Raw genomic sequence first — 22978 nt, 5'->3', positions numbered from 1 at the left:
CAAATCAAATGCTTGAATAATAATAACTCTTCATTGAATAATAAATTCAAAGGTTAGTATTAAATTTACCTTTTTAGTAAGGAATAATTATTTAGCTATATAAAATTATGCATAAAGTTGATATGGACTTAGTGGAAATGACCATGGATGTCATGAAATACGTGATAGATAGGTTGTCATCTACTAAAAACAAAATTGGGAAACCTAAAAAAGAAGAGGAACTTAAAATTTTGGTTGGAGAAACAATAACTAAAAACGGAATTGGAGGAGAGCAAGCTTTTAAACTCTGGAATAAGCACTTATCAAAGTCGAATGTTCCCATTGACCATCCTAGACATTTAGCATTCGTGCCTGCATCACCAACAAGAGCAGCTGTAATGTTCGATTTAGTAACTTCAGCATCCAGCATTCACGGTGCGTATTGGATGGAAGGTGCTGGTGGTATCTTTTGTGAAAATGAAGCCATGCGATGGATAGTGTCTTTAACCGGGTTACCAAATGGTGCATTCGGAGTATTTACAAGTGGTGGTACTGCTGCAAATCTTTCCGCCATAGTAACCGCAAGAGAATATTGGCGTAGTTTAAATGACCAAAATAAGATTGAAAAAGGATTAATCATAACTTCGATAGGTGCGCATTCATCAATAAAAGCGATGGCTAAAGTTGCAGATATTGATGTTTTATTGGTTGATACGGAAGATAGGTTAGAAGCCGATGCTTTAGAAAAAGCAATTAAAGCCTTAACCGCGCATCAAAAGCAGCGTTTGTTTGCTGTGGTTGCTACTGGAGGCACAACGAACGCTGGAATTGTGGACGATTTAAATGGGATAGCAGAAATTTGCGAAAAGGAAAATTTATGGTTTCATGTTGATGCCGCCTATGGAGGTGGTGCTTTAGTAGCCGATTCTGTTCGTCATTTATTCAATGGTATTGAAAAAGCCGATAGTGTAACCATAGACCCACATAAATGGATGTTTTCTCCTTACGATTGTGGTGCTATTATTTTTAAAAATCCAGAACTAGCGAAACAGGCGCACTCTCAAGAAGGTTCTTATTTAGATATTTTTAAAGATGAAGGAGCACATGGTTTTAATCCATCTGATTATCAAATACAATTAACGCGTCGTGTTAGAGGGTTGCCTTTATGGTTTTCATTAGCAACACATGGCACCAATCGTTATAAACAAGCGGTTGAAAGAGGCATTGAATTGGCACAAATTGCAGGAAAAATAATTAATGAGATGCCGCATGTAGAACTCGTTAGAGAGCCAAGTTTATCATGCGTTTTATATAGAAGAATAGGATGGAAGCCTGAAGATTATACGCATTGGACATACGAAAATCACAAAAAAGGATTTGCATTAGTAACCCCTACAAAATGGAAAACAGGTAATACTTTTGAAACAGTATCACGCTTCTGTTTCATAAATCCAGATACCACGGAAAAGGACATAAAAATGATATTAAATTCTATGAATTAAAAATTCAAAAAAAATAGTAATCCTAATTCGTCAATAAAAAATCAATTCCTATTTTTGCGCATGCAACACGACAAGGTATTAATTTTAGACTTCGGCTCGCAATACACACAGCTTATTGCCCGTAGAGTTAGAGAACTCAACATATACTCCGAAATTCATCCATTCAACAAAATTCCATCAAATATTGAAGAATACAAAGCAGTCATCCTTTCAGGAAGCCCGTTTTCAGTAAGAGGAGACCAAGCTTTACATCCAGATTTATCACAAATACGAGGAAAAAAACCAATGTTGGCGGTTTGCTATGGTGCACAGTACTTAGCTCATTTTTCAGGAGGAGAAGTAGCACCATCAAATACACGTGAGTATGGTCGTGCTAATCTGTCTTTTATTCAGAAAGGCGAACCGTTTTTTGCTTATATAAAAAAGGGAAGTCAAGTTTGGATGAGTCATAGTGATACGATTAAGCACTTACCAAAAAATGGAATTTTACTAGCAAGCACTCACGATGTTGAAAATGCGGCTTATAAAATTGAAGGAGAGCCAACTTATGCTATTCAATTTCATCCAGAGGTGTATCATTCAACTGATGGAAAGCAACTTTTAGAAAACTTTTTAGTAGGAATCGCAGGATTATTACAAGATTGGACACCAGATTCTTTTGTTGAAGAAACCGTTGATGCCATCAAAGAAAAAGTAGGAAACGATAAAGTGGTATTAGGTTTATCAGGTGGAGTAGATTCTACGGTAGCTGCCGTTTTACTTAATAAGGCTATTGGTAAAAACTTGTATTGTATTTTCGTTAATAATGGACTCCTTCGTAAGAACGAATTCCAAAATGTTTTGAATCAATACGAGGGTATGGGACTTAATGTAAAAGGTGTTGATGCCTCTAAGCGTTTTTTAGATGCTTTGGCTGGAATTGAAGACCCTGAATTAAAACGTAAAGCCATTGGTAATGCGTTTATTGAGGTATTTGATGATGAGGCACACAAGATAGAAGACGTTAAATGGTTAGCACAAGGAACTATTTATCCCGATGTTATTGAAAGTGTATCGGCTACAGGCGGACCATCAGCAACCATAAAAAGCCATCATAACGTGGGCGGTTTACCAGATTTTATGAAGCTTAAAATAGTCGAGCCATTACGGGCTATTTTTAAAGATGAGGTTAGACGCGTAGGTGCTACTTTAGGCATCGACCCAGAGCTTTTAGGTCGTCATCCATTTCCTGGACCAGGATTAGGTATTCGTATTTTAGGAGATATTACAGCTGAAAAGGTGCGTATTCTACAAGAAGTTGATGCTATTTTTATTAATGGACTGAAAGAATGGGGGCTTTATGACAAAGTTTGGCAAGCGGGTGCCATGTTACTGCCAGTTAATAGTGTGGGAGTGATGGGCGATGAACGTACTTACGAAAAATGTGTAGCCCTTAGAGCGGTTGAAAGTACCGATGGTATGACTGCCGATTGGGTAAATTTACCTTATGAATTTCTTCAAAAAACCTCAAACGATATAATAAATAAGGTAAAAGGCGTTAATAGAGTAGTGTACGATATTAGTTCGAAACCACCTGCAACAATTGAGTGGGAGTAATTTATTTCTAAAACTTTGGTTTTAGTGATTAATTTTTTGGCACACTATATGCAATTGAAAAAGAAAAACGTATTAGGTATATCCTAAAGTTAAATAATATACGTATATATTTAAATTAAGCATGTTTCATTATATTTATAGCCAGCATTCCATCAACATGAATAGATTTTTATTAGCATTAATTTTTGTTTTCTCAATTAGCTTTACTTCACTTAACGCACAAAATTTTAGTACGCATCAAGTAAAAGAAGGGGAAACTATCGAAAGTATTTCTAAGCGCTATTATGTATCACCTGTTGATATTTATGCATTAAATCCTGAGGCAAAAAAGGGTTTAAAACCCAATACAGTTTTAATTATCCCAATTTCAAAAGCAAATAAACCAGAAGTAACTATTGTAAAAGAGTTACAAGGGTTTAAAGAGCATAAAACGAGACGAAAAGAAACACTCTATAGTCTTTCCAAAGAATATAATGTTACTGAAGACGAAATAAAAAAGCATAATACATTTCTTTATGCAAATCCATTAAAAAAAGGCGATAGATTACAAATTCCTGTTTTTAAAATTAAGGAAATAGTTGAAGAAAATCCATTAACCTCACAATATACAGTATTGCCTAAAGAAGGTAAATGGCGTATTGCATACAAATTTGGAATTACAGTAAAAGAGTTGGAATTACTTAACCCTGAAATGGGCGAGGTTTTAAAAGAGGGTCAGATAATTAATGTACCTAATTTAGAAGCAGACGAGGTTAATAAAATTGACGAAAAGTATAGCTACTATAAGGTATTACCCAAAGAAGGTTTTTACCGATTAAAACTAAAATTAGGTTTAGAACAACAACAATTAGAAGCACTTAACCCAGGTTTAGAGGAAACAGGTTTAAAAGAAGGCATGATTTTAAAAATACCATATTCAAATTTAGCGAGTGGTATTATGAGACCAGATGCTAATCGTATTAATTTGGTTGATAGTATTTCAGATTTTAGTACAAAACGTATTGCTATCATGTTGCCTTTTAGATTACATCGCGTAGATTTTGATAGTGTAGTTGATACCAAAAAAAGCATAAAGAATGATCCGTATTTAGATGCTTCATTAGATTTTTACTCGGGGGTTTTAATGGCGTTAGATTCTTTAAAAAGCCTTGGGGTTTCTTTAAAAGTAGATGTTTATGACACCAAGCATCAAGTGGCGGAAGTGTCCAGAATTATTGATGATAACGATTTTGAGTCTGTGGATGCTGTTATCGGACCATTAACGTCAGATACTTTTGATAAAGCAGCTTCAAAGTTGCGAGCTTATAATACGCCTATTGTTTCGCCAATAGGGTCTAATTTAAATTTGTACGACAATGTTTTTCAGTCAAAACCTTCAGACGATTTACTTAAAAACAGAATTGTAAGTTTTGTAAGAGCCGATAGTTTATCAAGCAATATTATTATAATTTCTGATAGTAAAACCATCGATACTAGTAACGATCTTAAGCGTGAGTTTAATAGAGCTAAACAGGTTTTTTCTAGAAAAAATAAAGAAGGTAAAGATGAATTTTTCGTAACTAAAGAAGATATTCAAGGTGCTTTAAAACCAGGGAAAAATATTGTGTTTTTAGAAACTTCAAACGAAGGGTTTGCTTCAAATGTAACTAGTGTTTTAGCTTCGCTAAATCAAAAAGTAGATCCAGAGGTACAACAAGAACCTTCAGAAATTATATTAGTTACTACCAATATAAATGCGGCTTTTGAAGGCGACCAAATAAACAATACACACTTATCGAAATTGCAATTTCATTTTGCGACCACCTCAAGAGACTATAATGAGCAAATCAATAATTCTTTCGTAAAAAAATACGATAAGTTATATAATATTACACCTAATAAACGAGCTACAAAAGGTTTTGATTTAACCATGGATGTCGTGTTGCGATTAGTATCCTCAGAAAACTTATACACGTCTTTAAACAAGGCTCCATTAACCGAGTATGTAGAAAATAAGTTTGCGTACAAAAAGAAACTATTTGGTGGCTATTATAACGATTCGGTTTATTTGGTTAAATACGACAACTTAGCTATTGTTGAAGTAAAACAATAAGCCTTTCTGCTTTACGTTTTATATTACAATAATAGTTTTCATGTGATTAGAGTTTTCTTTATAATTTGCTGTTTTTTAAGCGTTCAAAAAGATGAACCTGCCATGTCATGGAACGAATCTTATCGACTATCATGGGCAGATTTTAAAGGAAAGCCCAATAACAATGTTAGTGCCGTAGCCATTACCGCTTCGGGAATTACCTTTGGATTTTCGATTACACAAACAGATAGCGGAAAAGTAGTTAAGTTTTCTACGGAAGTGAATGCGCACTTTTATCCAGATCAATCGTGGTACAAAAAAGAGTTGGCCGATAATCATGTTTTAGGACACGAACAATTGCATTTTGATATTACCGAATTATACACACGTAAGTTCAGGCAACGTATCAGCCAGTTAAGGACCTCTAACAGTATTAGGCAAGAATTAAAAACGCTTCATAACAACATTATCAAAGAACTTGAGACTGCTCAGAATACATACGACAATGAAACGGATTATTCTAGAAATTATGAAGCTCAAGCCATTTGGAAAAGCTATATTGAAGCCGAACTTAAAAAGGTGTCAAGATTTAAATCCCGCGAGTCAGAATAAGTGATTGAAATTTTTGTTAGTCAGTACTTCTCGATACAATTCCGATTGTATCGGAATCACTCGAAGTGACAAAGGTTTTAAAAATAATAATGCATGTTACCAGACAAACAGTTTTTAATTGATTTAGCTCATACCAAAATGCCATTTGGTAAGTATAAAGACCGCTATCTAATTGATTTACCTGAGTATTATGTGGTTTGGTACCATAACAAAGGGTTTCCAAAAGGGAAATTAGGAGATATGCTTAAACAGGTTTACGAATTAAAATTAAACGGATTGGAAGACTTAATTAGAAATATAAAGACCCAATATCCTAAAAAGTGATTTTTTTATGCGTTTAACGTTTATGTATATGGAAAGTTGCGTGTTTGCGTGCGAGGATTTTCCGAAGGAAAATCAGACGTAGCAAACGTGCAACGACCTTTTTTTAGCACAACACCAGCAATTTTTTATATACTTTGTTGGCTGTAGACTTTATTCTTTATTCAATTTCATTAATATTAATCGGTCGGGATTTAATTCTAAAATGAGAAATTTTTTTCCGAAATCGCCCAAAGCAGGAGTCGTTGTCAAAGTCCGATTACTATGGTCAATTTTCCAGGTTCCTATTTTTGGTGTAGTTTCTCCATCGTTCTTTTCAGAGTTTTTCGGATAACCAGTTTTAAGTCCACCGTTCCAGTAAAATATTGTGACTAATTCTTTGTACTCGCTGTTGTATTCCAGTCTTTTAGCCAATATTATTCTACCGTTGGGTTCAATTTTATCGACTTCCCATACTTCCGAATCATTGCCATATAAGTACCTCACGTTAATACTTTCTCCGTTCTGGTTTTGTCCACTAACAAGTCCAAAAGTGAAGAAAGTTAAAATTAATATCAGATTTTTATAAATCATCGGTTTTTCAGCTTACAGCCAACTATTTAGGATATGAAATCGTTTTAATGTTTTATATCCGACGTTAAACGAAGTTAGTTAATTTTTCGTACAAAATCAACTTATTTTGTTAAGGTAATTTTAAGTTCTTGTTCTTTACCTGTAAACACAAAATGGGTTTTGGTTTCCGTTACATCGATAGCATCACTGTTAACATTATGGTTTTTAAATACTGATATTGGTAGTTTAATTTCTAATGTCCAATTAGTATTGGTTTGTTGAACGTTAAAATCTAAACCATACTCGGTTTTATGATAAAACACAGAAAGGTTGTTGTCTGCTACTTCAACATTTTCAATGGAAGCATCATTCCAACTTGTTGGCATTTGCGGTTCTATAATTACTTTTTGTTGTGATGCCATAGGGTTTATACCAAAAAACTGCTGTATAATGGGTACAGCATATCCGTAAATATTCCACGCTTGCGTTATCATGCCATAGTCAGGCGATACTTCGTACATACTACCAGGAAAGGCATAACTAAAACTTTTGGTCATGCGCTTTAAATAATCTAAGGCTTTATCAGGGTTTTCATAATTGTTTTCGGCTATAATTAAAACACTGGTTGGTAGTGTCATAACTGCTCCGGTATACGAAAATTGTTTACTACCCTTAAACGAGCCTTCATCCGTGCCAGCTGTTTCATCTCTATCAATACCTGTAACGAAAACTCCAAAAGGGTTTACAAAGTTTTCAGCAGTTTTAAGTGCTTTTTTAGCTTTATCGGTATCTGCAATGCCCATTTCCATAGGCGTGTTTACCACCCAATTATGATGTAAAACAAATGGTTTTAACTCCGCACTTGGGTTTGCCAGTATTTTAGATTTTGTAGCTTTCAGTTCTTCAACAGCCCAAGGTTTATTTAAGGTATCTGCTCTTACAATTGCATCGTCAATAAGATGAAGCGCTTGTTCGTCGGTTCCAATAAAATCGGCATACGAATTAAATTCGGCGCTCCAAAATTCGTTATTTATTTTTGCCTTAAGTGTATATGCTAATTCTTCAAATTTACTTGCATTAGCAGCGTCATTTAATTCAGTCGCTATTTTTGAAGCATCAACAAAAGCACGTTGGGTGTACACAGCCACATCAATCATTTCAGAATCCATTCCATGAATTTCCATCATTCCAAAACCATCGGGAAACAGATTTTTATTATCATCATTGGCTTGCATTAACCAGTCTAAACCTTTTACAATGGTTGGGTAATAGGTTTCTAAAAATGATTTTTCACCATTCCATTTATAAACTTCCCAAATTAAAGAAGCAAACTGCGGTGTTTCATTAATATTTCCAGGGTTAAAAACGGCTCCGTTGCTCGACATTTCATGTATAATTTTACCGTTGCCATTAACCGCATTTGAGACGCTATCCAATAATTTTATCGTGCTATAAACCGCCTCTTTTTGCCCAATGGCCATATAACCTTTTAGAGCATATTCGCTATCAACACCAAACCACCACGGGTAATCTGGAATACCTGCTGTAATACCTGTTCCTATTTCGGGAACTGTTCTAATAAGCCAATCGCTATTATATTTTAACCACTCGAAAGCTTGCTCAATATTTTTGTCTGGAATAGTGAGTTTAGATTTTTCAGCCAGTTTTTTATAGCGTTCACGTTTTGAAGTAAAATCAGAAATAATATGATCTGATATACTTTGGTAGGTATTTAATGCATCACTTTCTGACGTGTAAGAACCTGCAATAACATAATTAATAACATGCGTTTTACCTGAAGACAACACAATTGTACTTTCTAAACTATTTGCAGATGTATTATTTTGAGTTGCGTAGTTTTCCGTTTTGGGAGTACTTTCAAAGTCTAATTGCGAACCAAAAACGGTATACCAAGGGTTTAGACTATCTTTTACTTTCCAAATTTGGTTTTTGTCGTCATAGGTTGCTTCATCTTTACCATCAAACATATTGGTGCGCTCGCCTAACCAAGTGGGTCTTAAATCGGTATGTCCAGTAAATTTTAGATTTATATTCTTTTTACCACCATTGTTTTTAATAACAAGTTGAATAACAATTCCTTGTTTATCATCGGGTACAAATTGCCAACGTTCTATTTCTAAATCTTTTTCATCCCAACTAAACGTATGTTTGTTAGTAAAAGGGTAATTAACAAATTGTTTCGCCTTATTTAGTTTTAAAGTATCTAGGTTATCAATAATTTCAATATCAAACCCATCCATTAACTTTATAGGATGATTCCAAATACCACCCATTTCACCTTTAATATGCCAACCCAAATCAGGGAAACTGCCATCTTGATGACCCACCATATACACTCTGTTTCCAGCGGTTACATAAGATGAATTTAAATAAGCTGTTTTTCCGGCAATATTTGGAGAATTTTCAGATAGCTGTTTAAAATTTTGCTCGTTTTCTTTACTGCAATTAAAGAAAGCACAGAGAACGAGTAAGCTTATGAGGTGTGTGTATTTCATTTTGAATATTAATTATTAGCTGGATTTCTTACGAAATTAAGTTATTTTACTTCTAAATTCAAATCATATTGGAGTGTTTATAAGTTGATTTAATAAACTAAAAAACTATTCGCTAATAACTATTTTAATTTTGTAAATTTGCCTGCGTTTATAAGCGCAACATGACAACTACTACAAAATACATATTCGTAACCGGCGGTGTTACATCTTCCTTAGGAAAAGGTATCATAGCTGCATCTTTAGCTAAGCTTTTACAAGCTCAGGGTTACAGAGTTACCATTCAGAAATTAGATCCTTACATTAATGTCGATCCAGGAACTTTAAATCCTTATGAACATGGTGAATGTTATGTAACTGAAGATGGTGCTGAAACCGATTTGGATTTAGGGCATTATGAGCGTTTTTTAAATGTACCTACAAGTCAAGCTAATAATGTGACTACGGGTCGTATTTACCAGAGTGTTATCGATAAAGAACGTCGTGGCGAATTTTTAGGCAAAACGGTACAAGTAGTTCCGCATATTACCGATGAAATAAAAGAACGTGTTCAGATTTTAGGTAATTCTGGCGATTATGATATTGTAATTACCGAAATTGGTGGAACCGTTGGTGATATTGAATCGTTGCCATACATTGAGGCTGTTCGTCAATTGCGTTGGGATTTAGGTGATAATAACGGCATTGTCATTCATTTAACATTGGTTCCTTATTTATCGGCGGCAGGCGAATTAAAAACAAAACCTACTCAGCATAGTGTAAAAACGCTTATGGAAAGTGGAGTACAGGCTGATATTTTAGTTTGTAGAACGGAGCATGATTTACCAAGTGATTTACGCCGAAAACTTGCTTTATTCTGCAACGTTAGAGAAGAAGCGGTTATTCAATCTATTGATGCATCAACCATATATGATGTTCCAAATTTAATGCTTGAAGAAGGATTGGATAAAGTAGTCTTGCAAAAACTAAATCTTAAAAGTTCTAAACCAGATATAGCCCGTTGGAATCAGTTTTTAAAGCGCCATAAAAATCCTATTTCTGAAATAAATATTGGGCTAGTTGGTAAATATGTAGAATTGCAAGATTCGTACAAATCTATCCTAGAAGCATTTATTCATGCGGGCGCAGAAAACGAAGTAAAAGTTAATATAGAATCGATACATTCTGAATATTTAAACAGTGATAATGTTAAACTTAAATTATCGCATTTAGATGGTATTTTGGTGGCTCCTGGTTTTGGTGAGCGCGGTATTGAAGGAAAAATTGATGCTGTAAAATACGTGCGTGAAAACAATGTACCATTTTTTGGTATTTGCTTAGGTATGCAAATGGCAGTTATTGAATTTGCCAGAAATGTTTTAGGAATTCAAGATGCAGATTCAACTGAGATGAATCCAGAGACCAAAAACCCTGTAATAGATTTGATGGAAGACCAAAAGAGCATTACAGATAAAGGCGGAACCATGCGTTTAGGTGCTTGGGACTGTGATTTAAAAATGGGAAGTATAGTTCGCGATATTTATAAAGCCGAAAGCATCAAAGAACGCCATAGACATCGTTATGAATTTAACGGAACTTACAAATCACAAATGGAAGCTGCAGGTATGGTTGCATCAGGTTTAAATCCAGATACAGGATTGGTTGAAATCATCGAACTTCCTACGCATCCTTGGTTTGTTGGTGTACAATATCACCCTGAATATAAAAGTACAGTAGCCAACCCACATCCTTTATTTGTGGCGTTTGTAAAGGCTGCATTCAATTATAAAAAAAAGCATAGAGGTGTCAGTATGGCACAAAATAAATAGTGGATAGTTTTTTGATAGACTGTCATCATTCCTGCTACGTTGGGAATCTTTTAAATTATACTGAAAGAATACATGGAAGAAAAAAAATTAGACATTAATTCGATAATAGGATTCATCCTTATTTTCGGAATATTAATGTATATGCTTTGGCAAAATCAGCCAACACCTGAAGAACTTGAAGCCCAAGAAAAAGCGAAGCAAGAACAAGTTGAAGCAGAAAATAAAGCGAAAGCTTTAGAACAAACCAAAGTTACTACCGCTGAAGATTTTGTTTTGGGTGAAGATGTGGATTCACTTCAAGTAATCAAATTACAAAATAAATTAGGTGCTTTTGCATATTCTGCAATAAATGCATCTGATAAAGAAACTATAGTAGAAACCGAGTTACTAGATTTAAAATTTAGTAATAAAGGGGGTTATCTTTCAGAAGTTAAATTGAAGAAATTTGTTGATTTTGATTCTGTTCCTATCTATTTAATAAAAGATAACAATACGCTTTTCAATATAAATTTTGGAACTACCGATAGTAGAATTTTAAATACCAAAGATTTACCATTTCAGCCAACAGTATCTAAGAATGGAGATGTAACAATAGTTTCTATGAAACTAAAGGTATCGGAAAGTAAATTTTTAGAATATCGTTACGAGATAAAAGATAACGATTATATGATGGATTTTACCATCCGTTCTCAAGGGTTGAATGATGTTATCAATAGCTCCCAAGCAATTAATTTAGATTGGGATTTAAAAGGGTATCGTCATGCCAAAAGTATTTCATATGAAAATAGGTATACCGATATTCATTATGAATATGAAGGTGGAAAAGATGATTATACAGGAATGGGTGATGCAGATGATGATATTGAAGATGTAACTTGGATTGGGTATAAGCAGCATTTCTTCACATCTGTGTTATTAACAGATACTCCGTTTAAAACAGCGAACATTAAAACCAAAAATTTGGTTGAAGATGAAGCTGTTGATACAATTTACACCAAACAGTTTGCTTCAAAAATCCCATTAGAGTTAAAAGGTGGAGAATTAAATCAAACAATGGATTGGTATTTCGGACCAAGTGATTTTAAGGTTTTAAATGCTTACGATAGAAATTTAGATGAAATAGTACCTTTTGGATGGGGTATTTTTGGTTGGATAAACCGTTATGTGTTTATGCCGTTATTTGGTTTCCTTGGTGGCTTTATGCCTTATGGTATTGCCATTGTGGTGATGACTATTTTAGTGAAAATATTATTGTCGTTTGTACAGTACAAGCAATTCTTATCTCAAGCAAAATTGAAAATTCTAAAACCAGAATTAGACGAAATTCGTGAGAAGCATAAGAACAACAAAATGAAAGCGCAGCAAGAAACTTTGGCGTTGCAAAACAAAGCAGGAGCAAGTCCTATGGCGGGTTGTTTACCAGCTTTAATACAGTTGCCCGTGTTTTATGCGTTGTTTCAGTTTTTCCCATCAGCTTTTGACTTAAGACAAAAAAGCTTCCTTTGGGCAGACGATTTATCGTCATATGATGTCATTGCGAACTTACCTTTTAATATTCCTTTTTATGGTAACCATGTAAGTTTGTTTCCAATTTTGGCTTCTATTGCTATTTTCTTTTACATGCGCCTAACAACGGGACAAAATATGCAATCGCAACCAACGCAAGAAGGTATGCCCGATATGGCAAAAATGATGAAGTACATGATGTACTTTTCGCCAATAATGATGCTATTCTTCTTTAATAACTATGCCTCTGGGTTAAGTTTGTATTACTTTATTTCAAACCTAATTAGTATTGGTATTATTTTAGTAATTAAGAATTACATTTTGGACGAAGATAAAATACACGCCCAAATTCAAGAGAATAAAAAGAAGCCTAAAAAGCAAAACAAGTTTCAAAAGAAAATGGCAGAAATGATGGAGCAGGCAGAAAAGCAAAAGCAGGCGCAACAAAAACGTAAAAAATAAAATTATATATTTTATAATTATAAAAGCTGTCGCAATTTTTCTGGCAGCTTTTTTGTTACACACAATTATAGATTGTTTTTATCGTTTCAATGTTATTATTAAAGGAGTAATATGAAATTTTTAAGTATAATATTTTTTTTAGGAACCGTCACAATCCTTTCTGGACAAGACATTAACCAGTTTGATGCAGAGGGGAAACGTCATGGTATTTGGAAGAAAAACTTTGATGGCACAAAGGTATTAAGGTATGAAGGAGCGTTTTCTCATGGGAAAGAAATCGGACTTTTTAAGTTTTATAAAAACCTAAAAAATAAAGCAGTATTAACAGCTACCAAGCAATTTAATGAAACAGATAACGTCGCTGAGGTTAAATTTTTAGCATCCAATGGAAAAATTATTAGTGAAGGACAAATGGATGGTAAAACATTTATTGGTACATGGAAATACTATCAAAAAAACTCTGATAAACTTTTAACCCTTGAACATTATAACGAACGTGGAGAACTGGATGGTGAGCAACTGGTGTACTATGAAAACGGACATATAGCGGAAAAGCAATTTTATAAATCTGGAAAACTAGAAGGAGCCTCCATTTGGTATTCTGAGAAAAATGTGGTTTTAAAAGAAATGTTTTATGTTAATGGCGAATTACATGGACCAGCAAAATTTTACAACCCTAAAGGTGAATTGCTATCAGAAGGCCAATATAAACGTGGTAAAAAAAATGGGGTTTGGAAATATTATGATGCAGGTAAATTAAAAGAAGAAAAAGACTTTACTTATAAACCTAAATACATAAAAAAAACTCCTTAATTTCTTAAGGAGCCTTCTTTTTCATAGACAATTTAGTAAGTACTAAACCTTGCCTACAAAATCAACAAACCAAACTAACTTTTTACTCATTGGCAGGTAAAATAACTTTATCAATAACGTGTACAACGCCATTGGTTCCTTGGATATTTACTAGTGTAGTTATTATATTACTTATTCTGTCATTTGCATCGGTTAATGTAAATGCGGTTGCATCTGCGGTTATGTTGCCACCTAAAGTTGTTACTGTACCACTTTGTAAGCCGCTTGATTGAACATTAGCACCTACGATATGATTTAACAATACGGCATCTACCGTTGCGGTTTCTAAATCGGTTAAAGCATTCAGTTCTAATTCTGCTAATAATGATACAAAAGCATCATTTGTTGGTGCAAATACTGTAAAAGGTCCAGCTTCTCCATTTGATACTGTGCTTATATATGGAACAGTAGGGCTTCCAGTGTCAGCATAAGCTAATGCATCAACTAATATGGATAAGTTAGCATTCGTTGTAGCAAATGTTGCAATAGTTGGTAAGTCTATCACTTGATCTATGACGTGTACGATACCATTAGTTGTTCCAACATCTGCTATAGCTACCGAAGCTCCACCATTAAATGTTACTCCAGAAGTTCCGTCGTAGTAAATACTTAATTTTGTCGAACCTGGTCCGTCAGCCATAGTGTTTGTATAACCAGTATTACCAATAAGTGCTGAAGATTCTATATTCACATCAGCAATTACATGGTTTAACAAGATTTGAGTTAAAACATCATTAGGTACATCTGATAATGAACTAAAGCCTTTAGCTTGTAAAAACGCAGTAAATGCTGCGTTGGTCGGAGCTAGAACCGTTTTGTTTCCAGGAGCAGATAAAGCGTCTACTAATCCAGCTTGTACAACAGCATCAACTAGAATACTTAAATCGGCTACTGATTGTGCTGTTTCAACAACGTTCAAAGGTTGAACTGTTGTGTTATCGTCATCATTACTACAAGAAGTTAAAACAAGTGTAGCAACTAAGAGATACATTAATTTTTTCATTGAATTTAAATTTTTCATTTTTTGTAAGGTTTAATATTGTTTAACAAAAGTATAAAATAATTAAACAAAAAACCAAATTTTGTTGAATAAATTTTTAAAATAATTAAACAAAATATATTTTGTCGATATTTTTACTGAATGTAAAAGCGTACTTTTATTTGTAATTATATGTATCTTTGTGCATTATTTTTTTTTGATGAAACGAGTAATAATAGGACTTTCAGGTGGTGTAGATTCTAGCGTTGCAGCTTATTTGTTAAAGCAGCAAGGTTACGAGGTTATTGGCTTATTTATGAAAAATTGGCACGATGATTCTGTTACCATTTCTAATGAATGTCCTTGGTTAGATGATAGCAATGACGCTATGCTTGTTGCTGAAAAACTTGATATTCCTTTTCAAACAGTTGATTTAAGTGAGCAATATAAGGAGCGTATTGTGGACTATATGTTTCATGAATATGAAAAAGGACGAACACCAAACCCTGATGTGCTTTGTAATAGAGAAATCAAGTTTGATGTATTTATGAAAATTGCTTTGGAGCTTGGTGCCGACTATGTGGCTACGGGTCATTATTGTAGAAAAGGGATAATTCAAAAGGATGGAAAAGAGATTTATCAGCTTTTAGCAGGGGTTGATGGCAATAAGGATCAGTCGTATTTTTTATGCCAACTCTCACAAGAACAATTAGCAAAATCTTTATTTCCAATAGGCGAACTTACAAAACCAGAAGTAAGGGATATTGCAACTAAATTGGATTTGGTAACAGCTGAAAAGAAAGATTCTCAAGGCCTTTGTTTTATTGGAAAAGTAAAATTACCTGATTTTCTTCAGCAACAGCTGAAACCAAAAGAAGGTGTCATTGTTGAAATTCCAAAAGAACAAGAAATTTTTCGAGACAATAAGGTAAACTTTGATTCTGAAGAAGAGAAATTACAATATCTATCGCGTAAAATTGATTACAAAATTGATTATGGTAAAATAGTTGGTAAGCATCATGGAGCACACTATTTTACAAAAGGTCAGCGAAAAGGACTTGCAGTAGGCGGTACAGTTGAACCTCTATTTGTAATTGATACTGATGTAGAAGAGAATGTCATCTATACAGGTCAAGGTAAGGAGCATCCAGGTTTGCTGAAAAAGGTGTTGTTTGTTTCTAATGATGAGTTACATTGGATACGTGAAGATTTAGCCTTAAAAACGGACGAAAATTTGCAAGTAAAAGCCAGAATACGTTACAGACAACCATTAGAAAATGCTATCTTGCATAAAGTTGAGAGCGGTTTGTATGTTGAATTCGAAAATTTTCAATCTGCCATAACTGAAGGTCAGTTTGTTGCTTGGTATCAAAATGACGAGTTGCTAGGTTCAGGCGTTATCTCCTAAAATATTTACATGTCTAATAGAGTTACCAAACTTTTCAATATTAAATATCCCATTATTCAAGCTGGTATGGTTTGGAATAGTGGTTGGCGATTAGCTTCTGCTGCCAGTAATTCTGGTGTTTTAGGACTCATAGGAGCGGGCTCTATGTACCCAGAAGTATTGCGTGAACATATCCAAAAATGTAAAAAAGTAACCGATAAGCCATTTGGCGTTAATGTACCTATGTTATATCCTGATATCGAAAAAATCATGAATATAATTGTAGAGGAAGGTGTTAAAATAGTATTTACATCGGCAGGAAACCCGAAAACTTGGACCTCTTGGTTAAAAGAACGAGGAATAACGGTTGTACATGTGGTAAGCAGTGTGAAGTTTGCGTTAAAGGCGCAAGAAGCAGGTGTTGATGCTGTAGTTGCAGAAGGTTTTGAAGCAGGCGGACATAACGGACGTGATGAAACAACCACCTTAACGCTTATTCCTATGGTGAAAGAACAGATTCATATCCCATTAATCGCTGCTGGTGGTATTGCTACAGGACGAGCCATGTTAGCAACCATGATTTTGGGTGCTGATGGAGTACAGGTGGGTAGTAGATTTGTGGCGAGCCTTGAAAGTTCTGCTCATAATGCCTTTAAGCAAGTGGTTGTAGATGCCAAGGAAGGCGACACCCAATTAACTTTAAAGGAATTAGCTCCTGTAAGATTGATTAAGAATAAGTTTTATAACGAAGTTCAAGAATTGTATAAAACAGCACCAACGGTTGAGCAGTTAAAAAAACTTTTAGGAAGGGCGCGTGCTAAAAAAGGTATGTTTGAAGGCGATTTAGACAATGGTGAATTAGAAATTGGGCAGATTGCTGGATTAATTCACGATATTAAACCCGTTGCTGAAATTGTAACAGACATCATTCGGGAGTTTGAAGAAGCAAAAAAGCAAGTTTTATACTTGTAACTTTTAAAGTAGTAATGTAAACAGCAATCTTATTTTTTTAATAATTCATCAATGAATACCTTATATAATCTACTTGCACCATTATCATATTTATCAAATTCTAAAAGCAAATCAGTTATTGATAATGATAATGGTAAATTAGTATTTGTGTTATCGTGTTTACTAGTAAAATAAAGTGTATTGGTTTTAAAATCAACAAACGGACAATAATCCATTTTATCACAATTTACCAAATTGCCTAAATTTTCAGCTTGTGTCCAACCATTTTCGGTATGATAACTAATATACAAATCACCACTACCTAAGCCATCTTTTCGGTTATAACCTCCAAAAAGTAAATACGATTCATCGGGAGCAATAAATGCATTGTACTCATAACCATCAGAGTTAACTGTATCTGGCAAGACTACAGGCTCTGTATAGTTTCCATTTTTTAATTCACTTATATAAATATCGTCCTTTCTTTTTAGGGTAGGATTATCTCTGGTAAAGTAAAAATTACCATTATTAGAAATGGAAGGGTAAAACTCTCCATGTTCGGTATTTATAGGAGCTCCCATGTTTGTCGGTTCAGACCAATTGGCGTCTAGGTCTGTTCTTTTTACATACCAAATATCAAAATCTTTGGGCTCTGTCGATGAACTATCAAGAGGTCTGGTGGAAACAAAAAATAAGGTTAATCCATCATGCGAAAAAAAGGGTTCTAAATCAAAATGCTGCCCTGAAAAAGAAGCCACTTCAGGTTTCAACCAGGTATCATTCTCTTTTTTAATATGAATAATAGCAGAAAGATTTCCCATAACACTTTGTGCAGTAAACATAACCTCATTTCCGTTTGGCGATATAGCAATATCTCTAACGTTAGGAAATTGTTTAATAATTTCAGGCATAAAAGGTTGAACTGCTTTTTGAGAGAAGCTCACTAAAAATGTTAAAATAAAAACAGGTGTGATAAATGATTTCATAACAAAGTATTTAGCACAATATACTAAATGGAAATCTATAGAATTCTAAAAGGAATGTTAATGTTAGTGTATTAAAAAGGAGGAAATAAATCCCTCCTTTAATTTTGAAACTTCAAGCTCTGCTTTATAATCCCTTTAAAAAAATAATATAGCGCTAAAGTTTTCTAAAATGCTATTTAACTAGTTAAGAGAAAATGCTTTTTACAGCAACGCTAATTTATAAAATAATTCTTTCAAAAAATAGAAAACGGAGCATTATTATTAACATTTGTTAATTTATAAGTGTTTGTTAAAAGAACCTTACAAAATTGGTTAAAACAACCGCTAAAGTTTACTTTTGCCAAATGCAATTGAGTAATTACACCAAAGAATTTAAATATAATTGGCAACTAGCTGCACCCGTTATGCTGGGTATGTTGGGACATACTTTTGTGAGTTTTATTGATAATATTATGGTGGGGCAATTAGGAACTGCTGAACTTGCTGCCGTTTCTTTGGGTAATAGTTTTATGTTTATAGCTATGTCTCTAGGTATTGGGTTTTCTACAGCGATTACACCTTTAATCGCAGAGGCTGATTCAGCTAAAGATTTTGTTCAAGGAAAATCGTCCTTTAAACATGGATTGTTCTTGTGTACTGTGTTAGGGGTTCTACTATTTTTAATGGTATTTTTTGCAAAACCACTCATGTATTTAATGAAACAACCTGTTGAAGTTGTTGAATTAGCCATCCCATACTTGGATTTAGTGGCATTTTCATTAATACCGTTAATAATTTTTCAAGGGTATAAACAGTTTAGCGATGGGTTGTCAATGACTCGTTATCCAATGTATGCTACAGTATTGGCTAACGTGGTGAATGTGGTTTTAAATTACCTATTAATTTTTGGAAAATTCGGCTTTCCAGAATTAGGTATAGTAGGAGCAGCTTATGGTACATTGGCTTCAAGAATTATTATGGTATGGCATTTATGGTTTTTATTGAAAGGAAAAGAAAAGTCTAAAGCCTATGTTACCAACCTTAAATTCTTTGTTTTAGATAAGTTAATGATTAAAAAAATATTAAACCTAGGCGCACCAAGCGCTATGCAAATGTTTTTTGAGGTTGCCATTTTTACGGCGGCCATTTGGTTAAGTGGGCTGCTAGGAAAAAACCCGCAAGCTGCAAATCAAATAGCACTGAATTTATCGTCTATGACCTTTATGGTTGCCATGGGATTAAGTGTTGCTTCTATGATTAGAGTAGGTAATCAAAAGGGGTTAAAAAATTATTTTGAACTAAGGCGAATTGCCTTTTCAATTTTTCTTTTAGGAACTATTCTAGCCATTGGCTTTGCTACTATTTTCTTTTTATTTCATGGTAGTTTGCCAAAGCTTTATGTAGATTTTAACGATACGCAAAACTTGTTAGACAATACCGAAGTTGTAAGCATAGCTTCAAAATTATTAATTGCTGCGGCTATTTTTCAAATTAGCGATAGCGTTCAAGTTATTGTATTGGGAGCTCTCCGCGGGTTGCAAGATGTTAAAATACCAACTATTATAACCTTTATATCCTATTGGTTGGTTGGTTTTCCTATTAGTTGGTTTTTAGGGAAAGAAGAGGCGTATGGTAGTTTTGGTATTTGGATGGGATTATTGGCGGGTTTAACCACTGCTGCTATTTTATTGTATATTCGATTTAATTATTTAACTAAAAAGTTAATTTTGTCAAACAACTAATAACTATCAATGGCACTTCCAAAATTTATACTAGGTGATAATTCTGATTATCCAGACGCTATATTTATAATTCATACTGAATTTCCTAGATTTATTATTAATCTTGAGAATGATGAGGTAGAATGGTTTGAAGATTTTGATGATGAAGACCAAAATGAGCTTCAAACAGAAACAGAAAATGCCATTAAGTTAGCAACAGAATTTTATGATGCAGAAATAGCTAAATACGAAGATTAGTTGATTAAAAATGATTGAAAAACTTTTAGAATACGATACCGAACTCTTTTTGTTTTTAAACAATTTAGGATCACCTACATGGGATAATTTATGGTTAATAATTACCAATAAAATTTATTTTGGACCCTTATTAGGCATTATTTTATTTGTTGCTATTTATAAAAAATTAGGATGGAAAGCGTTACTGCTGTTGATTTTGGTAACTGCTGTAATGATTACATTTACTGATCAAATCACAAATGTGTTTAAACGTGGTTTTGAAAGAGCCCGACCATGTGGAGAAGCCAGTATAGTGGACCAATTACGTTTTATAGCTGTAAGATGTGGTAAATACGGATTCTTTTCTGGGCATGCATCGAATACTATGGCAGTGGCCATTTTCGGTGGTTTGCTTTTAAGACCGTATTATAAAAGGCTGGTTTACGTTTTGGTTTTAATTAGTTTTATAGTAGCCTACAGCAGAATTTATGTTGGAGTACATTATCCTCTTGATATCGTTTGTGGGTTAATTTTTGGAGCTATTTCAGGGTTTTTATTTTACAAATTAGCAATTTACTTGTTAAAAAAGTTTGCTAACATTTTGTAAATAGGCATGCTATTAACGACGCTGTCCAGAAAATTCCATAGCTTCTCCTTTCCCAAACCCGTAACTAATACCAAAAGTTATAAAGCGACCTCTTTTATCGCCGTTGTATAAATAAAAATCTGGTTGCGATGTTTCAGTTTCAGAAACTTGTGAAGCAAATACATCTCGAACACTTACGTTTAATATAACTTTTCCTTTCAATATTTTTTTACGTACACCAAAATCAGCAAAAACATTTTCAAAAGTTTCACCTTGAAGAGTTTTGAACCTAGAAAAGTAATTTCCTGACAATTCAAAATCAAACTCTAAAGGCAATTTAAATTTTGAAGTTAATCGTGACGACCAATTATTACCTTTAAAATCAAAAGTCGTTGTTTCAAAAACACCTTTTCTGCTAAAATAATTAATATTAAAATCGCCATTTAATGAAAACCAGTTTGTGGGATTGTATTTGCCATTAAATTCAAAACCAGTGGTGTTGCTTACGCCTATGTTTTCGGGTTGCGAAATACTTACATTTTCAACAAAAGTTGATACACGTTCTATAACATCAGTAGTATAGCGGTAGTATAAACTGAAATTTAAAGAGGCTTTACCTATTTTTTGAATGCTGGTTAACTCATACGAATCCGTATACTCAGGTAATAAATTTGGGTTACCTCTCGAGATACTAAAATTATTTCTAATGTTAGAGAATGGGTTTAAACTTCTTAATCCGGGTCTGTTTATTCGTCTGGAATAGCCTGCTTGCAAAGAAAAGTTATCATTTAGTTTGTAAGAAGTATGCACGCTTGGAAACAGATTGGTGTAATTGTTACCATTTGTTTCATTAGTATTTATTAAAATAGTTTTTAAATCTGTACTTTCCATTCTTAAACCAAACTTCACTCCCCAAAGGTCACCTTCATAGGCTCCGGTAGCATATAGTGCAAAAACTTTTTGGTCTAAATCAAAAACATTAGTCAAATCTAAATTATTAACCCAATTACCATCTATTAAATCACTAACTGCAAAATCATTAGACACGATATTGATAGCATATTGTGAGCCTGTTTCAAGAGTATATTTTTCTAAAAAAGGATGTGTATAATCAAGTTTAAAAATATAGTCTTCAAGTTTATAGTCGGTACGTGTTTCTTGTTGAGAATCAGAATCGTCACCAACTATTACTGTATTTAAAAAATCTGAAGACTGGTCTTTTCTAAACGAACTTCCTAGAGCACTAAACAGTAAGTCTTGGTCTTCATGTCTTTTAAAATCTTTTTTGTATTGCAATTCATAACTCAATTTCGGATTGGTAGCTTTAGTTTTTTCATCGCGTATCCATCTATTGGTAATGGAATTTGAAGCATCTATACTGTTGAAATTGGCTATTGAAGATTGGTCTTCAACTTCATAAGCATAGGTGCCAGAAAGGGTAATAACGTTATAGTCATTTAAATGATAATCTGTACCGATAAGAATATTGCTGAATTTTTCATCAAACTCGCTTTCTCCAAAGCTATTTATCGAAACGTTATTTATTAAATCGCTATTTATAGATTTAGATTCTCTTGGAAAAGACCTTATGCCAAAACCCAATTGACTAAATAAGTTGAACTTTTCAGTACGTTTATTGATACTCAAACCAAAACTGTTACTGCTAGGTTCTCCAACATTAATTGAAGCAGAACCATTTAACCCTTTTTTTTCAGATTTTTTAATTACTATGTTGATAATGCCAGAAGTACCTTCGGCATCATATTTTGCAGACGGATTGGTTATAACTTCAATTCTTTCAATCATATCAGCAGTTATGGTTCCTAGTGCATTACCATCTGCATTGGTTAAAACAGATGGTTTACCATTAATTAAGATTTGAACACCTTGATTGCCTCTTAAACTAACTTCGCCTTCTATGTTTACGCTTACAGAGGGTACGTTATTTAATACCTCTAAGGCACTGGCTCCTGTTGAACTCAGGTCTGTGCCTACATTAAAAACACGTTTATCTAACTTAAATTCTGTTTGCGATTTTTCTGCTCGTATTAAAACCTCGCCTAAATTTTGCAAATCCTCGGATAGTGAAATAATGCCTAAATCTATCTTATTATTTGTTACAGAAAAGTCTTTAAAAGTTTGCGTAATAAACCCGATAAAGCTTACTTCTATATAAAAATTGGATGCTCTAGTTTCAATAGAAAAAACACCATTAACATCTGTTATTGTGCCTGTTATGGGATTTTTGCTGTTGGTGTCTATTATAGTTATAGTTGCATATTCAATGGGCATTTTACTATTTATTTCAATTACATTTCCAGTTATGTTAAATGATGGATTTTGAGCTATTGTAGCTTTCCAAAACATAAATACAAGGC

General features: G+C 33.7%; 18 protein-coding genes. 13 read left to right on the top strand and 5 right to left on the bottom strand.

The window, feature by feature from the left end; translation table 11 throughout:
* Positions 1-107: 107 nt before the first annotated feature.
* The 5 genes from L3X39_RS06245 to L3X39_RS06225 all read left to right on the top strand — a co-directional run bounded on the left by L3X39_RS06245 (position 108) and on the right by L3X39_RS06225 (position 6084).
* Positions 108-1481 (top strand): pyridoxal phosphate-dependent decarboxylase family protein, encoded by a 1374-nt coding sequence (locus tag L3X39_RS06245; RefSeq protein ID WP_237230917.1) that lies wholly within the window; start codon positions 108-110, stop codon positions 1479-1481.
* Between the two features lie 60 nt (positions 1482-1541).
* Positions 1542-3077: a glutamine-hydrolyzing GMP synthase gene (gene guaA, locus L3X39_RS06240; protein WP_237230916.1), complete on the top strand. Its 1536-nt coding sequence runs from the start codon at positions 1542-1544 to the stop codon at positions 3075-3077.
* 157 nt (positions 3078-3234) lie between these two features.
* Positions 3235-5169 carry a LysM peptidoglycan-binding domain-containing protein gene (locus tag L3X39_RS06235; RefSeq protein WP_237230915.1) on the top strand — a complete coding sequence of 645 codons (1935 nt, stop codon included), beginning with the start codon at positions 3235-3237 and terminating at the stop codon, positions 5167-5169.
* A gap of 102 nt (positions 5170-5271) precedes the next feature.
* Entirely contained in the window at positions 5272-5760 is a 489-nt protein-coding gene (locus L3X39_RS06230; protein WP_237230914.1) for a DUF922 domain-containing protein, read from the top strand.
* A gap of 93 nt (positions 5761-5853) precedes the next feature.
* The gene (locus L3X39_RS06225; protein WP_237230913.1) at positions 5854-6084 is read left to right on the top strand and encodes a DUF3820 family protein; all 231 of its coding nucleotides are present in this window, start codon (positions 5854-5856) and stop codon (positions 6082-6084) included.
* A gap of 150 nt (positions 6085-6234) precedes the next feature.
* Here L3X39_RS06225 and L3X39_RS06220 read toward each other — a convergent pair whose 3' ends face one another.
* Together L3X39_RS06220 and L3X39_RS06215 are read right to left on the bottom strand one after the other, a co-directional pair.
* A complete protein-coding gene (locus tag L3X39_RS06220) occupies positions 6235-6567 on the bottom strand; it encodes a lipocalin family protein (protein ID WP_237230912.1) in 333 nt (110 codons plus the stop codon).
* A 188-nt stretch (positions 6568-6755) separates the two neighbouring features.
* Positions 6756-9149, bottom strand: a complete 2394-nt coding sequence (locus L3X39_RS06215) for an alpha-L-rhamnosidase-related protein (protein WP_237230911.1) — start codon at positions 9147-9149, stop codon at positions 6756-6758.
* 161 nt (positions 9150-9310) lie between these two features.
* On the opposite strand from L3X39_RS06215, the gene pyrG reads away from it, so the two are divergent.
* The 3 genes from pyrG (at position 9311) to L3X39_RS06200 (ending at position 13735) form a co-directional block, all read left to right on the top strand.
* Entirely contained in the window at positions 9311-10954 is a 1644-nt protein-coding gene (pyrG, locus tag L3X39_RS06210; RefSeq protein WP_237230910.1) for a CTP synthase, read from the top strand.
* A 72-nt stretch (positions 10955-11026) separates the two neighbouring features.
* Positions 11027-12922: a membrane protein insertase YidC gene (gene yidC / locus L3X39_RS06205; RefSeq protein WP_237230909.1), complete on the top strand. Its 1896-nt coding sequence runs from the start codon at positions 11027-11029 to the stop codon at positions 12920-12922.
* Between the two features lie 111 nt (positions 12923-13033).
* Positions 13034-13735: a toxin-antitoxin system YwqK family antitoxin gene (locus tag L3X39_RS06200; protein WP_237230908.1), complete on the top strand. Its 702-nt coding sequence runs from the start codon at positions 13034-13036 to the stop codon at positions 13733-13735.
* An 82-nt stretch (positions 13736-13817) separates the two neighbouring features.
* On the opposite strand, the gene L3X39_RS06195 is transcribed toward L3X39_RS06200, so the two are convergent.
* Positions 13818-14777: a fasciclin domain-containing protein gene (locus tag L3X39_RS06195; protein ID WP_237230907.1), complete on the bottom strand. Its 960-nt coding sequence runs from the start codon at positions 14775-14777 to the stop codon at positions 13818-13820.
* A 196-nt stretch (positions 14778-14973) separates the two neighbouring features.
* On the opposite strand from L3X39_RS06195, the gene mnmA reads away from it, so the two are divergent.
* Positions 14974-16161, top strand: coding sequence for a tRNA 2-thiouridine(34) synthase MnmA (gene mnmA / locus L3X39_RS06190; protein ID WP_237230906.1), 1188 nt, complete (start codon positions 14974-14976; stop codon positions 16159-16161).
* 9 nt (positions 16162-16170) lie between these two features.
* Complete coding sequence (locus L3X39_RS06185; protein ID WP_237230905.1) at positions 16171-17112, top strand: NAD(P)H-dependent flavin oxidoreductase; 942 nt, start codon at positions 16171-16173, stop codon at positions 17110-17112.
* Positions 17113-17141: 29 nt separating this feature from the next.
* On the opposite strand, the gene L3X39_RS06180 is transcribed toward L3X39_RS06185, so the two are convergent.
* A complete protein-coding gene (locus L3X39_RS06180) occupies positions 17142-18077 on the bottom strand; it encodes a TolB-like translocation protein (protein ID WP_237230904.1) in 936 nt (311 codons plus the stop codon).
* Between the two features lie 344 nt (positions 18078-18421).
* Here L3X39_RS06180 and L3X39_RS06175 point away from each other — a divergent pair, with 344 nt between their 5' ends.
* From L3X39_RS06175 to L3X39_RS06165, 3 genes are read left to right on the top strand one after another with little or no spacing between them, the layout of a single operon-like run.
* Positions 18422-19798: an MATE family efflux transporter gene (locus L3X39_RS06175; protein ID WP_237230903.1), complete on the top strand. Its 1377-nt coding sequence runs from the start codon at positions 18422-18424 to the stop codon at positions 19796-19798.
* A 9-nt stretch (positions 19799-19807) separates the two neighbouring features.
* Positions 19808-20035 carry a DUF8828 family protein gene (locus L3X39_RS06170; RefSeq protein WP_237230902.1) on the top strand — a complete coding sequence of 76 codons (228 nt, stop codon included), beginning with the start codon at positions 19808-19810 and terminating at the stop codon, positions 20033-20035.
* Between the two features lie 10 nt (positions 20036-20045).
* Complete coding sequence (locus L3X39_RS06165; RefSeq protein ID WP_237230901.1) at positions 20046-20621, top strand: phosphatase PAP2 family protein; 576 nt, start codon at positions 20046-20048, stop codon at positions 20619-20621.
* A 12-nt stretch (positions 20622-20633) separates the two neighbouring features.
* Here L3X39_RS06165 and L3X39_RS06160 read toward each other — a convergent pair whose 3' ends face one another.
* Complete coding sequence (locus L3X39_RS06160) at positions 20634-22967, bottom strand: TonB-dependent receptor (protein WP_237230900.1); 2334 nt, start codon at positions 22965-22967, stop codon at positions 20634-20636.
* Positions 22968-22978 lie beyond the last annotated feature (11 nt).

The organism is Flaviramulus multivorans, from assembly GCF_021728415.1.
Lineage (GTDB): Bacteria > Bacteroidota > Bacteroidia > Flavobacteriales > Flavobacteriaceae > Sabulilitoribacter > Sabulilitoribacter multivorans.
Note: the sequence above shows the minus strand (reverse complement) of the source record. Positions and strands in the feature narration are given on the sequence as shown.

Bases quoted from the DNA above. Each gene is read 5' to 3' on its own strand.
- L3X39_RS06175 (WP_237230903.1), top strand. From the start codon at position 18,422: ATGCAATTGAGTAATTACACCAAAGAATTTAAATATAATTGGCAACTA.
- L3X39_RS06160 (WP_237230900.1), bottom strand. From the start codon at position 22,967: ATGTTTTGGAAAGCTACAATAGCTCAAAATCCATCATTTAACATAACT.
- L3X39_RS06245 (WP_237230917.1), top strand. From the start codon at position 108: ATGCATAAAGTTGATATGGACTTAGTGGAAATGACCATGGATGTCATG.
- L3X39_RS06215 (WP_237230911.1), bottom strand. From the start codon at position 9,149: ATGAAATACACACACCTCATAAGCTTACTCGTTCTCTGTGCTTTCTTT.
- L3X39_RS06165 (WP_237230901.1), top strand. From the start codon at position 20,046: ATGATTGAAAAACTTTTAGAATACGATACCGAACTCTTTTTGTTTTTA.
- L3X39_RS06180 (WP_237230904.1), bottom strand. From the start codon at position 18,077: ATGAAATCATTTATCACACCTGTTTTTATTTTAACATTTTTAGTGAGC.
- L3X39_RS06195 (WP_237230907.1), bottom strand. From the start codon at position 14,777: ATGAAAAAATTAATGTATCTCTTAGTTGCTACACTTGTTTTAACTTCT.
- guaA (WP_237230916.1), top strand. From the start codon at position 1,542: ATGCAACACGACAAGGTATTAATTTTAGACTTCGGCTCGCAATACACA.
- L3X39_RS06225 (WP_237230913.1), top strand. From the start codon at position 5,854: ATGTTACCAGACAAACAGTTTTTAATTGATTTAGCTCATACCAAAATG.
- L3X39_RS06170 (WP_237230902.1), top strand. From the start codon at position 19,808: ATGGCACTTCCAAAATTTATACTAGGTGATAATTCTGATTATCCAGAC.
- mnmA (WP_237230906.1), top strand. From the start codon at position 14,974: ATGAAACGAGTAATAATAGGACTTTCAGGTGGTGTAGATTCTAGCGTT.
- L3X39_RS06185 (WP_237230905.1), top strand. From the start codon at position 16,171: ATGTCTAATAGAGTTACCAAACTTTTCAATATTAAATATCCCATTATT.
- L3X39_RS06235 (WP_237230915.1), top strand. From the start codon at position 3,235: ATGAATAGATTTTTATTAGCATTAATTTTTGTTTTCTCAATTAGCTTT.
- yidC (WP_237230909.1), top strand. From the start codon at position 11,027: ATGGAAGAAAAAAAATTAGACATTAATTCGATAATAGGATTCATCCTT.
- pyrG (WP_237230910.1), top strand. From the start codon at position 9,311: ATGACAACTACTACAAAATACATATTCGTAACCGGCGGTGTTACATCT.
- L3X39_RS06200 (WP_237230908.1), top strand. From the start codon at position 13,034: ATGAAATTTTTAAGTATAATATTTTTTTTAGGAACCGTCACAATCCTT.
- L3X39_RS06230 (WP_237230914.1), top strand. From the start codon at position 5,272: ATGTCATGGAACGAATCTTATCGACTATCATGGGCAGATTTTAAAGGA.